The sequence below is a fragment of the Serratia liquefaciens genome (genome assembly GCF_027594825.1).
Classification (GTDB): Bacteria; Pseudomonadota; Gammaproteobacteria; order Enterobacterales; family Enterobacteriaceae; genus Serratia; species Serratia liquefaciens_A.
Window position 1 is genome coordinate 4051369 of the sequence record NZ_CP088930.1, and the last position, 13374, is coordinate 4064742.

The window sequence follows — 13374 nt, forward strand, 5'->3', positions numbered from 1 at the left end:
TTGATGCATAACGACGAATTGTATATGGCACGCGCCTTCGAGCTGGCGCGGCTGGGGCGTTTTACCACCGCACCTAACCCTAACGTCGGCTGCGTGATTGTGCGTGATGGCGAAATCGTCGGTGAAGGCTATCATTTGCGCGCCGGTGAACCCCATGCGGAAGTGCATGCCTTGCGCATGGCGGGTGAAAAAGCCCGTGGCGCTACCGCCTACGTTACGCTGGAACCCTGTAGCCACCACGGCCGCACGCCGCCCTGTGCCGATGCATTGGTCGCCGCCGGTGTCACCCGCGTGGTCGCGGCGATGCAGGATCCTAATCCGCAGGTCGCCGGTCGCGGGTTGTATAAGCTGCAGCAGGCCGGTGTGGACGTGCGTCACGGCGTGATGCTGGCCGAGGCCGAGGCGGTGAATCTGGGCTTTCTCAAGCGGATGCGCACCGGTTTCCCTTATGTACAACTGAAGCTGGGCGCCTCGCTGGATGGCCGCACGGCGATGGCCTCTGGTGAGAGCCAATGGATCACCTCTGCGCAGGCACGTCAGGATGTGCAGCGCCTGCGGGCAGAAAGCGCCGCCATTCTCAGCACCAGCGCTACGGTGTTGGCTGATGATCCGTCCCTGACGGTGCGTTGGGATGAGCTGGACGCCGTAACTCAAAGCATTTATCCGCGTGAAAATCTGCGCCAGCCATTGCGTATTATCCTCGACAGCCAAAATCGCGTTACGCCTCAGCATCGGGTGGTGAATCAGCCGGGTGCAACCTGGTTGGCGCGCCTGCAGGCGGACGCTCAAACCTGGCCGCAAGAGGTCGAGCAACTGACGTTTCCGGCGCACGGCGGCGGAGTCGATCTGGTGGTGATGATGATGCAACTGGCGAAACGTCAGGTGAACTCCCTCTGGGTCGAGGCCGGCGCGCAGCTTGCCGGTGCCTTGTTGCAGGCGGGGCTGGTCGATGAGCTCATTTTGTACATCGCGCCAAAACTGTTGGGCGATAATGGCCGCGGTCTGTGTCAACTGCCGGGCCTTGAGCGTCTGGCCGATGCGCCGGAGTTTGTTTTCAGCGAAGTACGGCAAATTGGCCCCGATTTGCGCCTGCGCCTGAAGGCAAAATACTGAATTTAATGCCCGCGAACCGGGGCGGTCAGCGTTTTACAAAACCGCCCGCGCAGGCAGATAAAGAATGTGATAGAATCCGCCCCCCTGCGGGGTATTGAACCCATTTTTAAGGAAAGCCCATGAAAGTTATCGAAGGTGTTGTTGCTACTCCAAATGCCCGTGTGGCGATCGCAATTGCACGTTTTAACAATTTCATCAACGACAGCCTGCTGCAAGGTGCTATCGATGCACTCAAGCGTATTGGCCAGGTTGCTGACGACAACATCACCGTTGTCTGGGTCCCGGGCGCTTACGAGCTGCCGCTGACTGCTCGCGTGCTGGCTAACACCGGCAAATACGATGCGGTTATTGCACTGGGCACCGTTATCCGTGGGGGCACCGCGCACTTCGAATATGTCGCGGGCGAAGCCAGCTCCGGCCTGGGCAGTGTTTCTCTGAACACTGAAATCCCGGTTGCCTTTGGCGTGCTGACGACCGAGAGCATCGAACAGGCTATCGAACGTGCCGGCACCAAAGCGGGCAACAAGGGCGCTGAAGCTGCTCTGACCGCACTTGAAATGATTAATGTTATCAAAACTATTAAAGCCTGAATTTAGTTAAGGGGAATTCCGTGAAACCTGCTGCTCGTCGCCGCGCTCGTGAGTGCGCTGTTCAAGCGCTTTACTCTTGGCAGTTGTCTAAAAATGACATTGCCGATGTTGAACACCAGTTCCTGACGGAGCAAGATGTCAAAGATGTGGACATCGCCTATTTTCGGGAGCTGCTGTCCGGCGTGGCGGTGAATGCAGGTCTGCTGGATGGCCTGATGGCACCTTACCTGTCGCGCCAGCTCGAAGAGCTGGGCCAGGTGGAAAGAGCCGTCCTGCGCATTGCGCTGTTTGAGCTGAAAATGCGTGAGGACGTGCCGTACAAGGTGGCTATCAATGAAGCGATCGAGCTGGCGAAAACCTTCGGCGCTGAAGACAGCCACAAGTTTGTGAATGGCGTGCTGGACAAAGCAGCACCAAGCATTCGCAAGAAAAAATAAAAAATTAAGGCCGGTATCCCCGGCCTTAATTTCTTCTATTGGAACATCGACCATGGCATGTGGCGAATTTGACCTCATTGCCCGCTATTTTGACCGGTTTAAGAGTCTGCGCCGGGACGTACAGTTGGGCATTGGAGATGACTGCGCACTCCTGACAGTGGCAGAAAAACAGCTTTTGGCCGTCAGTACCGACACCCTGGTTTCGGGCGTTCACTTCCTGCCGGACATCGATCCGGCCGATCTCGGCTACAAAGCGTTGGCAGTTAACCTGAGCGATCTGGCGGCTATGGGCGCGGATCCAGCCTGGCTTTCATTGGCATTAACCCTGCCGGAAGTGAATGAGCCCTGGTTGAAGGCGTTCAGCGACAGTCTGTTCGAACAACTCAATTATTACGGCATGCAGTTGATTGGCGGCGACACCACGCGCGGCCCATTGAGCATGACGCTGACGATCCACGGTCTGATCCCGGCCGGCCGGGCGTTGACCCGTGGCGGCGCACGTATTGGCGATTGGATCTACACCACAGGGACGCTGGGTGACAGCGCTGCCGGGTTGGCTATCGTGCAGGATCGTCTGCAGGTGGCGGACGCCGACGCCCGCGATTACCTGGTTGGGCGCCATCTGCGGCCACAGCCGCGAGTGCTGCAAGGGCAGGCGCTGCGCGATCTGGCCAGCTCGGCGATTGATATTTCGGACGGTCTGATTTCCGATCTGAAACACGTGCTGAAAGCTTCCGAGTGCGGTGCGCGCATCAATTTGGATGAGCTGCCGCTGTCGCAGGCGCTAAGCAGCCATACCGATGCTGAACAGGCGTTGCGCTGGGCGTTGACCGGCGGAGAGGATTACGAGCTGTGCTTCACCGTACCGGAGATCAATCGCGGTGCGTTGGAAGTGGCGCTGAGCCATTTGGGGGCGGATTACACCTGTATTGGTCAGATTGGCCCGCTTTCGGAAGGCATCAAGTTCTATCGCAACGATGAAGCGGTGGAGCTGCCGTGGCACGGTTTCGATCATTTCAGCGAAGGGCAGGCGTAACATGGATGAAGCAACACGTCGCTTGCGGATGAGCAATCCGTGGCACCTGTTGGCAACCGGCTTCGGCAGCGGTTTGTCACCGGTGGTGCCAGGCACCATGGGGTCGCTGGCGGCGATCCCGTTCTGGTTATTGTTGATCCAACTGCCATGGCAACTCTATTCGCTGCTGGTGATGTTCAGCATCTGTATCGGCGTTTATCTGTGCCACCAGACGGCCAAAGATATGAAGGTCCATGACCACGGCAGCATCGTCTGGGACGAGTTCGTCGGAATGTGGATCACGCTGATGGCACTGCCGGTCAATGACTGGCAGTGGGTTGCCGCGGGCTTTGTGATTTTCCGCATTCTCGATATGTGGAAGCCGTGGCCGATTCGTTGGTTCGATCGCAACGTGCACGGCGGCATGGGGATCATGATCGACGACATCGTCGCCGGGGTGATTTCTGCCGGTATCATCTATCTGATTGGTCATCATTGGCCTGTCGGACTGTTCTGATGACGAGGGCGCAGTAGTTACTGCGCCCTTAAAGCTCACTGCGTTATTCAAATCCTGTCACATGATGCGGCACATAAGCCGTTTCCAGTTCGGCTACCTCGGCCTGCGTTAGCTCAAGATCGACGGCGGCAATAGCCTCTTCCAGATGTTCATGTCGTGACGCACCGATGATTGGCGCGCTGACGACCGGCTTGCTCAATAGCCAGGCCAGGGCAACTTGCGCTCGCGATACGCCACGTTCTTGCGCAATGCTTGCCACGCGCTCGGCGATGATGGCGTCGATGCCTTCGGTTTCATCGTACAAGTTTTTGCCGACCTGATCGGACACCAGCCGCGCGGTGGTTTCACCCCATGGGCGGGTCAAACGCCCACGCGCCAGCGGGCTCCAGGGCAGCACCGCGATACCCTCGGCGGCGCACAGCGGCAGCATCTCCCGCTCTTCTTCCCGCTGGATCAGGTTGTACTGGTCCTGCATGCTGACGAAACGCGTCCAACCGTGCAGATCGGCGGTATAAAGTGCTTTGGCGAACTGCCAGGCATACATCGACGATGCGCCGATATAACGCGCCTTGCCGGCTTTCACCACGTCATGCAGCGCTTCCAGCGTTTCTTCCAGCGGCGTTTCATAGTCCCAGCGGTGGATCTGCAACAGATCAACGTAGTCGGTGCCCAGGCGTTGCAAGCTATCGTCGATGGACTGCATGATTTTAGCGCGCGACAGCCCAGCCTGCAGATTGCTCATAGGGAAATAGACTTTGGTGGCGAGCACCACTTCGTCACGGCGAGCGTAATCGCGCAGCGCCCGACCGACGATCTCTTCGCTGCTGCCATCTGAGTAACTGTTGGCGGTATCGAAGAAGTTGATGCCGGCATCCAGTGCCTGTTTCAGCAGCGGGCGGCTGCTTTCTTCCGGCAGTGTCCAGGCATGGTTGCCACGGTCGGGTTCACCGTAGGTCATGCAGCCGAGGCAGATGCGGGAAACGTTCAGGTCGGTATTGCCCAGTTTCAGATACTTCATGCTTTCCTCCCGGTGTCAGCACAGAACTTTAACTGTAGCGGGTTTTCGGGCGACGCAAATGAAAACGCCCCCGCAATGCGGAGGCGTCGGTCAAATCAGGCGGGGAAATTATTGCGCCAGCCAGACCTCAATCTTCTGCTGTATACCGGCGGCATCCAGACCCAGATCGACGCGGACTTCTTCCTGACTGCCTTGCGACACAAAGCTGTCCGGCAGGCCGATATTCAGTACCGGGATAGCGCGACGCTTAGCCATCAGCAACTCGTTCACACCGCTGCCGGCCCCGCCCATAATGGCGTTTTCTTCCAGCGTGACCAGTGCGTCATGGCTGGTTGCCAGCTCCAGCACCAGCTGTTCATCCAGAGGTTTTACGAAGCGCATATCCACCAGCGTGGCATTGAGGGCTTCCGCTACCTGCGCAGCTTCCGGCAGCAACGTGCCGAAGTTCAGGATCGCCAGTTTTTCACCTTCACGGCGGACAACGCCTTTGCCAATCGGCAGCGCGCTGAGGGGTTCCAGCGGCGCGCCGGTACCCGTACCGCGAGGGTAACGTACGGCGCTTGGGCCTTCGCTATAGTGATAACCGGTGTAGAGCATTTGGCGGCATTCGTTCTCATCACTTGGCGTCATGATCACCATGGTCGGGATGCAGCGCATGAATGACAAATCGAACGCACCCTGGTGAGTCTGACCGTCAGCGCCGACAATACCGCCGCGATCGATGGCAAACATCACCGGCAATTTTTGAATCGCGACGTCGTGGATCAGTTGATCGTAAGCGCGCTGCAGGAAGGTGGAGTAAATCGCCACCACCGGCTTATAACCGCCAATCGCCAGCCCGGCAGCGAAGGTCACCGCGTGCTGTTCGGCGATCGCCACGTCAAAATATTGCTGCGGATAGTCGCGCGAGAATTGCACCATGCCCGAGCCTTCGCGCATTGCCGGGGTAATAGCCATCAGTGAGCTGTCTTTGGCGGCGGTTTCGCACAGCCAATCGCCAAAGATTTTTGAATAGGTCGGCAGGCCGCCGGCGCTTTTCGGCAGCGTACCGCTGGCCGGATCGAACTTGGGTACCGCGTGGAAGCTGATCGGGTCTTTTTCTGCCGGTGCGTATCCGCGGCCCTTTTTGGTCATGATATGCAGCAGTTGTGGGCCTTTCAGGTCACGCATGTTTTTCAACGTAGCGACCAGTCCCTGAACGTCGTGGCCGTCGACCGGGCCAATGTAGTTAAAGCCCAGCTCTTCGAACAGCGTGCCCGGCACTACCATGCCTTTCAGGTGTTCTTCGGTACGCTTGACCAGCTCTTTGATTGGCGGCAGGCCGGACAGCACTTTTTTCCCGCCCTCACGCAGGGTGGAGTAAAGCTTGCCGGACAGCAGCTGCGCCAGATGGTTGTTAAGCGCACCGACGTTTTCCGAAATCGACATTTCGTTATCGTTCAGTACCACCAGCATATCCGGGTCGATATCACCGGCGTGGTTCATGGCTTCAAACGCCATACCGGCGGTGATCGCGCCATCGCCAATAACGCAAACGGTACGGCGATTTTTACCTTCGCGCGCGGCCGCTACCGCCATGCCGAGACCGGCACTGATCGAGGTAGAGGAGTGGCCAACCGACAACACGTCATACTCACTTTCCGCACGCCAAGGGAAAGGGTGCAGGCCATTTTTCTGGCGAATGGTGGAAATTTTGTCGCGGCGCCCGGTCAGAATTTTGTGCGGGTAGGCCTGGTGACCGACGTCCCATACCAGATGATCGAAGGGGGTGTGGTACACGTAGTGCAACGCCACCGTCAGTTCGACGGTACCCAGCCCGGACGCAAAGTGGCCGCTGGAACGGCTGACGCTGTCCAGCAGGTATTGCCGAAGTTCGTCACACAGCTTCGGCAGGCTCTCTTTCGGCAACGAGCGGAGTTCATCGGGATTTTCCGCTAGCGCCAAGGTCGGGTATTTGGCTATATCAAGACTCATTCGATACTCATATCAGAGGAGTTAACGTCACACGTTAATTGTCGCGTTCAATAATGAAGCTGGCTAACGCTCGCAATGGCGCTGTGTTATAAGATTGTGCTGCCAAAGTGTCTAATGCAGCTAAAGCTTCCTGATAGAGATCCCACGCTTTTGCTTTCGCGCTGTCAAGCCCGAGCAAAGCTGGATAGGTGCTCTTTCCGTGTTGCTGGTCCGCCCCCTGGCGTTTACCGATTTTTTCGGTTTCGCCGACCACGTCCAAAATATCATCCTGCACCTGAAACGCCAGGCCTATCGCGGCGGCGTAACGGTCAAGCTGCGGCAGGGCTTTACGGCCGGGTTCACCGGCGGCCAAGGCCCCAAGGCGAACGGCCGCGCGAATTAACGCGCCGGTTTTGTGGCGATGGATCTGTTCCAATGCCTCCAGACCTATCTGCTTGTCTTCGGCTTCCAGATCCAGCGACTGCCCGCCGCACATGCCGGCTACGCCGCTGGCGGTAGCCAGTTCGGAGACCATCGCCAACCGATCGCGCAGCGCCACCTCGGGCATCTCCGCATCGGCCAGAATGGTGAATGCCAGCGTCTGAAGCGCATCTCCGGCCAGAATGGCATTGGCTTCGCCAAATTTGATGTGGCAGGTTGGCTGACCGCGACGCAGATCGTCGTCGTCCATGGCCGGTAAGTCGTCATGGATCAGTGAATAGGCGTGAATGCATTCTACCGCAGCTGCGGGTGCATCCAAATTATTCAGTGATACGCCAAACATCTGCCCGGTGGTGTACACCAGAAACGGGCGCAGGCGTTTACCGCCCAGCAGCGCACCGTGACGCATTGCCGCCACCATATTGCCATCGCTGAACGGCAGCGGTGCGATAAAATCCAGCAGCGTGCGGTCGGCCCGCTGGCGCAAGGCCTGCAACTGGTCAGAAAAAGCGGTCTGTTGGACAGTTTCGGACATGGTGATTACTCGGCATCCGGTGTGAAAGGCGTCAGCGCGGCATCATCGGCGCTGTCGTTAAGCAAAATTTGTACGCGTTGCTCCGCCTGCTGCAGTTTCTGCTGGCCCTGTCGCGCCAACTGAACGCCGCGTTCGAACTCATTCAATGCGTCTTCCAGCGGTAATTCACCCGATTCCAGACGCGTCACGATATTTTCCAGCTCGCTGAGGGAGCTTTCAAAGCTGACGCTTTGCTCTGTACTGTCTGATTGTGCAGGTTTTTTCGGCATAATTTTCTTTTTACATCATCATGTGAACAGTAGCGCCAGAGCCTATCCTAGCGGATCTTGATTAGCAAATCATGGCGCGTATGTGTGGTTTTGTGCACCGGGCTCCACCAGATAGTGGTATACTCTCCGCCGCAAATGCGATTGATAAAACATTCGGCAGTACCGTGGGTTTTATCAATCGCATATACATTGTAAATCCTTTTCCCTCGTAATTCTGACAATAAAGACCGCCATGAAGTTTATCATTAAATTGTTCCCGGAAATCACCATCAAGAGCCAATCTGTGCGCTTGCGCTTTATCAAGATCCTCTCGACCAGTATCCGCAACGTCCTGAAGCAGTATGATGAAACACTGGCGGTCGTCCGTCACTGGGATCATATCGAAGTTCGCGCCAAAGATGAAAACCAGCGGCCGGTGATTGCTGATGCGCTGACGCGCATCCCCGGTATTCATCATATTCTGGAAGTGGAAGACCGCGACTATACCGATATCCACCATATTTTCGAGCAGACGCTGGAAGCTTACCGCGAGCAACTGGAGGGGAAAACTTTCTGCGTGCGTGTGAAGCGCCGCGGCAAACAGGACTTCAATTCGCAGGACGTGGAGCGTTACGTCGGCGGCGGTCTGAACCAGCACATTGAGAGCGCGCGCGTTAAGCTGTCGCATCCGCAGGTAACGGTTAACCTGGAGATCGAAGACGACAAGCTGATGCTGGTCAAAGCCCGTCGTGAAGGCATCGGCGGTTACCCGGTGGGGACTCAGGAAGACGTATTGTCGCTGATTTCCGGTGGTTTCGACTCGGGCGTTTCCAGCTATATGCTGATGCGTCGCGGTTGCCGCGTGCATTATTGCTTCTTCAATCTGGGCGGCGCCGCGCATGAAATTGGCGTGCGGCAGGTGGCTCACTACCTGTGGAACCGTTTTGCCAGTTCGCACAAGGTGCGCTTTATCGCCATCGATTTTGAACCCGTGGTCGGCGAGATCCTCGAGAAAGTCGAAGACGGTCAAATGGGCGTGGTGCTTAAGCGCATGATGGTGCGCGCCGCTTCACAGATAGCTGAGCGTTATGGCGTGCAGGCTTTGGTGACCGGTGAGGCGCTGGGGCAGGTTTCCAGCCAAACGCTGACTAACCTGCGTTTGATCGACAACGCATCCGATACGCTGATTCTGCGTCCGCTGATCTCCCACGATAAAGAGCACATCATCAAAGTGGCGCGTGAGATTGGCACCGAAGACTTCGCCAAGACCATGCCGGAATACTGCGGCGTGATCTCGAAAAGCCCGACGGTGAAGGCGGTTAAAGCCAAAATTGAAGAAGAAGAAGCTAACTTTGACTTCAGCATTCTCGATCGCGTGGTCAGCGAAGCCAAGAACGTGGACATCCGCACCATCGCCGAGCAGACGCAGGAACAGGTTACCGAAGTGGAAACCGTGGCGGCGTTTGGCGCTGACGAGGTGATTCTGGATATTCGCTCTAATGACGAGCAGGAAGACAAGCCGCTGAAGCTGGATCAGGTTGAGGTGAAACCGCTGCCGTTCTACAAGCTCAGCACCCAGTTTGGCGATTTGGACCAGAGCAAAACCTACCTGCTGTACTGTGAGCGTGGCGTGATGAGCCGCCTGCAGGCGCTGTATTTGCTGGAGCAGGGCTACAGCAACGTGAAGGTCTACCGCCCGTAATCGATCAAGGGGCGGATTAACCGCCCCTGTGATTTAATCGCGGAAGTCGTACATCCCCGGAATCAAGACTAACTGAGCGGCGATCTCCGCCGCTTTGGCTTTACCCAGCAGCAAATCAATCAGCTTCAGCGCGAATTCCATTGAGGTTCCCGGCCCCTGGCTGGTGAGCAGGTTGACGCGCGCATCATACACCACACGTCGTTCCATCCATTTGTCGGCCGGGATCTGTTCTTTCAGCCCTGGGAAACCGGTCATATTGCCGACGGGGAACAGATCGTGATGTTGCAGCACCAGTGCGGGCGCGGCGCAGATGGCGGCGACGATATTGCCCTGCAGATGCATCTGGCGCACTTTCTCCACCAGCAGCGGGCTGTCGCGGAAACACTCGGCACCTTTCAGGCCGCCGGGCAGCACTATCGCGTCGAAGGGGTCATCGACAATCGACACCAGCGCCGCATCTGCCAGCAGCTTGACGCCGCGTGAGCAGACAATGGTCAGGTTGCCGTCGCCGGCCACGCTGGCGGTGGTGACTTTGATGCCTGCCCGCACCAACAGATCTATCGTGGTGACGGCTTCGATTTCTTCGCTACCAGGTGCCAGGCAGACCAGCGCCGATACGCTCATATTCATTTTCCTTTCGCTTAATCAATTCAAACAGTCGTGCGTTCTCCGGCAGAGTCACGCCGTGGCTGCGTGCGCGACGCAGCAGATAGCCGGTAATGTAGTCGATCTCGGTGTGCCGCTGGGTGCGGATATCCTGCAGCATCGAAGAGACGTTGTCCGCAGTGCTCTGGATCACCTCCATCACATACTGCTGCAAGCCTTCACAGGAGGTCGAATAACCCTCCATCGCCATCACGCCGGCGACTTCACGGCAGATGGCCTCAATCTGCTCAGGATAGCGCTGCAAATCGCCATTGCGGCAGTTATACAGCGCCGTTAGTGGATTAATCACGCAGTTTACTGCCAGCTTGCGCCAGTTCGCCGAAGTAATGTTGTTATGCCAGGCGACGTCAGGCAGCGCCTGATGCAGCACTTCCGCCAGATGGCTGAGCGAAGTCGCCGCCGGGGATGTCGGGCCGATATGGGTGGTACCGCCGGCCACATGGATAATGGTGCTGCCGTCATGGCGTGCGGCATGGGTGGTGGTGCCCTGCAATATCGGCTGATTGTTCGGCGGCAGCTCGTCCTGCGTGCCCATGCCGTTATGCAACAGCAGGATGGCGCAACGCGGGTTCAGCTTAGGCAACAGGGCACTGACCGCCCCGGAAACCTGCCAGGCTTTCAGCGTGACCAGCAACAGTTCACTCTGGACCAAATGTTCAGGATCGTTGGTGGGCAAATTACGGTTGAACGAGAGGCCTTCAGGCTCAATGACGTTCACTGCGCAAAAGGGTTGCGGTACTCGTAACCATCCCTGCACGTCGTGGCCCTGCTGATAAAGCCGGGAGAGCCACAGCTGTCCGAGCGCGCCGCAGCCAAGAACAGTTATTTTCATCCAGACTCCTTGGGGTAACGGGAAAAACGCTCAGTATCTATCCTATAATTATAGACTTTTCTGCTGCGCGGCGGGGCCGGCAAATTTTGTCTGAGGCGCTAAAGCGGTTATCATGCTCGGCATCGAAATCGCCTATCGCATTAGGCTCTAATTCAGGAGGAAGAAGTATGCCATCTTTCGACATTGTTTCCGAAATTGATATGCAAGAAGTACGTAACGCCGTTGAGAACGCCACGCGCGATCTTGGCACCCGTTGGGATTTCCGCAACGTGCCGGCCAGCTTTGAGCTGAACGAAAAAAACGAAAGCATCAAGGTTGCCAGTGAATCTGATTTTCAGGTGCAGCAACTGCTCGATATCCTGCGTGAAAAACTCAGCAAGCGCAGCATCGAAGGCAGCGCGCTCGAGATCCCGGAGGAGCTGACCCACAGCGGGAAAACCTACAGCGTGGAAGCCAAGCTGAAGCAGGGGATTGAAGCCGCCCAGGCGAAGAAAATCGTCAAGCTGATCAAAGACAGCAAGCTGAAAGTGCAGGTACAGATCCAGGGGGATGAAGTGCGTGTAACCGGTAAATCACGTGACGATCTGCAGGGCGTGATGGCGCTGGTGCGCGGTGCCGATCTGGGACAACCTTTCCAGTTCAAAAACTTCCGCGACTGATCCTTTCGCGAAGACCAATATATTGATGGGGGCCGGCTTGCCGGCCCTTAGTCTGAGACAAACACCCGAAAAACGTGGTTTTCGGATGTTTGGGGTAAATCAGAAGATATAATCCTTTGTTTTATTAACTCCAAGGTCAGGACTTTTAACTGCAAAGGACTTTGTCAGTAATCTGGGGGCCGGCTTGCCGGCCCTTTTCTTTACAGCGAATTCACCAGTGCTTCCAACTGACCGCGATTGGTTTGCTTGGTATCGACCTTCACGTAGGCGCTGCGCTCTTCCGGTACCACAATCGCTTCAGCTACGCCCGGCTGGGCCTTCAGGCGGCTTTCCAACGCCGAGTCTTTCACTGCCAGTTCCGACAGCGTAATACGCAGGCTGCTCACGTACGGTGGTTCCTGCATGGTGCTGCTGACCATGAACCAGATTGCGGCTAAAACGGCCCCGGCGATAAAGACCAATCCCGCGCCCTGCAAGCCGTACAGAAAACCGCCCAGGCTGCCGCCAATCGCCACGCCAATAAACTGGCTGGTGGAGTAAACCCCCATGGCCGTGCCTTTGTAGCCCGCCGGAGATTCTTTACTGATCAGCGACGGCAGGATTGCTTCCATCACGTTAAACGCCATAAAGAACAATTGCACGCCGGCAATGATGCCCCACAGGTGCGCGCCAGACAGCCACAGCAGCACTTCGGCACAGAATAAGACCGCCACGCAGCCCATGAAGACCTGCTTCATGCGGCGCTTCTTTTCGGCATAGATGATAAAGGGCACCACGGCGGCGAAAGACACCAGCATGGTGACCAGATAGACGATCCAGTGTTCACTGGGTGCCAGACCGGCTTTTTCCATTGCCAAAGGCAGCGCCACGAAGCTGGACATCAACAAGATATGCAGGCACATGATGCCAAAATTCAGTTTCAGCAGGCGGGAGTTGCTCAACACTTTGCTGAAGCTGCCGCGTACGATACTGGATTCACGGTTCAGCACGTGGCTGCTGGCGGAAGGCACGACCGCCAGGGTGATAACGATACCGGCCAATGCCAGCACGGCAATCATCCAAAACAGTGCGTGCAGGCCGAAAGCGTGGGTGACGATCGGGCCGACCACCATGGCGATGGCGAAGGTAATACCGAAGCTGACGCCGATGAATGCCATCGCTTTGGTGCGGTTCTGTTCCCGGGTGAGATCGGACAACAGCGCCATCACTGCCGCGGCGATAGCGCCGGAACCTTGCAATGCCCGGCCGAGGATAACCCCCCAGATGGAATCGGTAGCCGCGGCAATCACGCTGCCCAATGCGAAAATCAACAGTCCGCCGACAATCAGCGGTTTACGGCCGATACGGTCGGAAATCAGGCCGAAAGGAATTTGGAACACCGCCTGCGCCAGGCCGTAAATGCCAATGGCGATGCCGATCAGCGTTTCGCTGGCGCCGTTCAACGCCATACCGTAGGTCGTCAGTACCGGCAGCACCATAAACATGCCGAGCATGCGCAGTGAGAATACCGTTCCTAGCCCCCAGGTCGCTCGTCGTTCCAGCGGGGTCATTGCATTATCGTTCATTAAAACCTCATTAAAAGCCATTCCGTCAGGTTATCGGTGATAACGCCTGATGGGATAGCTTCTGTTAAAACTGCGTCATTTTA

At 56.9% G+C, this 13374-nt stretch carries 14 protein-coding genes; 7 read left to right on the forward strand and 7 right to left on the reverse strand.

The annotated features are described in order from the left end of the window. Nucleotides 1-3: 3 nt before the first annotated feature. The 5 genes from ribD to pgpA all read left to right on the forward strand — a co-directional run bounded on the left by ribD (nucleotide 4) and on the right by pgpA (nucleotide 3672). The gene (gene ribD, locus LQ945_RS18540) at nucleotides 4-1113 is read left to right on the forward strand and encodes a bifunctional diaminohydroxyphosphoribosylaminopyrimidine deaminase/5-amino-6-(5-phosphoribosylamino)uracil reductase RibD (protein ID WP_270101447.1); all 1110 of its coding nucleotides are present in this window, start codon (nucleotides 4-6) and stop codon (nucleotides 1111-1113) included. 119 nt (nucleotides 1114-1232) lie between these two features. Further along, nucleotides 1233-1703, forward strand: a complete 471-nt coding sequence (gene ribE / locus LQ945_RS18545; RefSeq protein WP_270101448.1) for a 6,7-dimethyl-8-ribityllumazine synthase — start codon at nucleotides 1233-1235, stop codon at nucleotides 1701-1703. Nucleotides 1704-1723: 20 nt separating this feature from the next. Next, nucleotides 1724-2140: a transcription antitermination factor NusB gene (nusB, locus tag LQ945_RS18550; protein WP_020825472.1), complete on the forward strand. Its 417-nt coding sequence runs from the start codon at nucleotides 1724-1726 to the stop codon at nucleotides 2138-2140. Nucleotides 2141-2192: 52 nt separating this feature from the next. Further along, nucleotides 2193-3176 carry a thiamine-phosphate kinase gene (thiL, locus tag LQ945_RS18555; protein WP_270101449.1) on the forward strand — a complete coding sequence of 328 codons (984 nt, stop codon included), beginning with the start codon at nucleotides 2193-2195 and terminating at the stop codon, nucleotides 3174-3176. A gap of 1 nt (nucleotide 3177) precedes the next feature. Beyond that, nucleotides 3178-3672, forward strand: a complete 495-nt coding sequence (gene pgpA, locus LQ945_RS18560) for a phosphatidylglycerophosphatase A (protein WP_044548672.1) — start codon at nucleotides 3178-3180, stop codon at nucleotides 3670-3672. Nucleotides 3673-3715: 43 nt separating this feature from the next. Here pgpA and LQ945_RS18565 read toward each other — a convergent pair whose 3' ends face one another. The 4 genes from LQ945_RS18565 to xseB all read right to left on the reverse strand — a co-directional run bounded on the left by LQ945_RS18565 (nucleotide 3716) and on the right by xseB (nucleotide 7888). After that, entirely contained in the window at nucleotides 3716-4690 is a 975-nt protein-coding gene (locus LQ945_RS18565) for an aldo/keto reductase (protein WP_044548673.1), read from the reverse strand. 108 nt (nucleotides 4691-4798) lie between these two features. Further along, the gene (gene dxs / locus LQ945_RS18570; protein ID WP_270101450.1) at nucleotides 4799-6664 is read right to left on the reverse strand and encodes a 1-deoxy-D-xylulose-5-phosphate synthase; all 1866 of its coding nucleotides are present in this window, start codon (nucleotides 6662-6664) and stop codon (nucleotides 4799-4801) included. Between the two features lie 34 nt (nucleotides 6665-6698). Beyond that, nucleotides 6699-7619 carry a (2E,6E)-farnesyl diphosphate synthase gene (ispA, locus tag LQ945_RS18575; protein WP_270101451.1) on the reverse strand — a complete coding sequence of 307 codons (921 nt, stop codon included), beginning with the start codon at nucleotides 7617-7619 and terminating at the stop codon, nucleotides 6699-6701. Nucleotides 7620-7624: 5 nt separating this feature from the next. Continuing rightward, nucleotides 7625-7888, reverse strand: a complete 264-nt coding sequence (xseB, locus tag LQ945_RS18580; protein ID WP_262239338.1) for an exodeoxyribonuclease VII small subunit — start codon at nucleotides 7886-7888, stop codon at nucleotides 7625-7627. A 232-nt stretch (nucleotides 7889-8120) separates the two neighbouring features. Between xseB and thiI the strand changes: the two genes are divergently transcribed. After that, on the forward strand, nucleotides 8121-9569 hold the full coding sequence (gene thiI, locus LQ945_RS18585; protein ID WP_182821763.1) for a tRNA uracil 4-sulfurtransferase ThiI: 1449 nt from the start codon (nucleotides 8121-8123) through the stop codon (nucleotides 9567-9569). Between the two features lie 33 nt (nucleotides 9570-9602). Here the strand turns inward: thiI and yajL are convergent, their stop codons facing one another. Together yajL and panE are read right to left on the reverse strand one after the other, a co-directional pair. Then, the gene (yajL, locus tag LQ945_RS18590) at nucleotides 9603-10193 is read right to left on the reverse strand and encodes a protein deglycase YajL (RefSeq protein WP_044548681.1); all 591 of its coding nucleotides are present in this window, start codon (nucleotides 10191-10193) and stop codon (nucleotides 9603-9605) included. Continuing rightward, on the reverse strand, nucleotides 10156-11067 hold the full coding sequence (gene panE / locus LQ945_RS18595; RefSeq protein WP_270101452.1) for a 2-dehydropantoate 2-reductase: 912 nt from the start codon (nucleotides 11065-11067) through the stop codon (nucleotides 10156-10158). The genes yajL and panE overlap by 38 nt, the downstream gene beginning before the upstream one ends. A gap of 167 nt (nucleotides 11068-11234) precedes the next feature. Here panE and LQ945_RS18600 point away from each other — a divergent pair, with 167 nt between their 5' ends. After that, nucleotides 11235-11726, forward strand: coding sequence for a YajQ family cyclic di-GMP-binding protein (locus tag LQ945_RS18600; RefSeq protein WP_044548684.1), 492 nt, complete (start codon nucleotides 11235-11237; stop codon nucleotides 11724-11726). Nucleotides 11727-11926: 200 nt separating this feature from the next. On the opposite strand, the gene LQ945_RS18605 is transcribed toward LQ945_RS18600, so the two are convergent. After that, nucleotides 11927-13291, reverse strand: coding sequence for an MFS transporter (locus LQ945_RS18605; protein WP_020825483.1), 1365 nt, complete (start codon nucleotides 13289-13291; stop codon nucleotides 11927-11929). Nucleotides 13292-13374 lie beyond the last annotated feature (83 nt).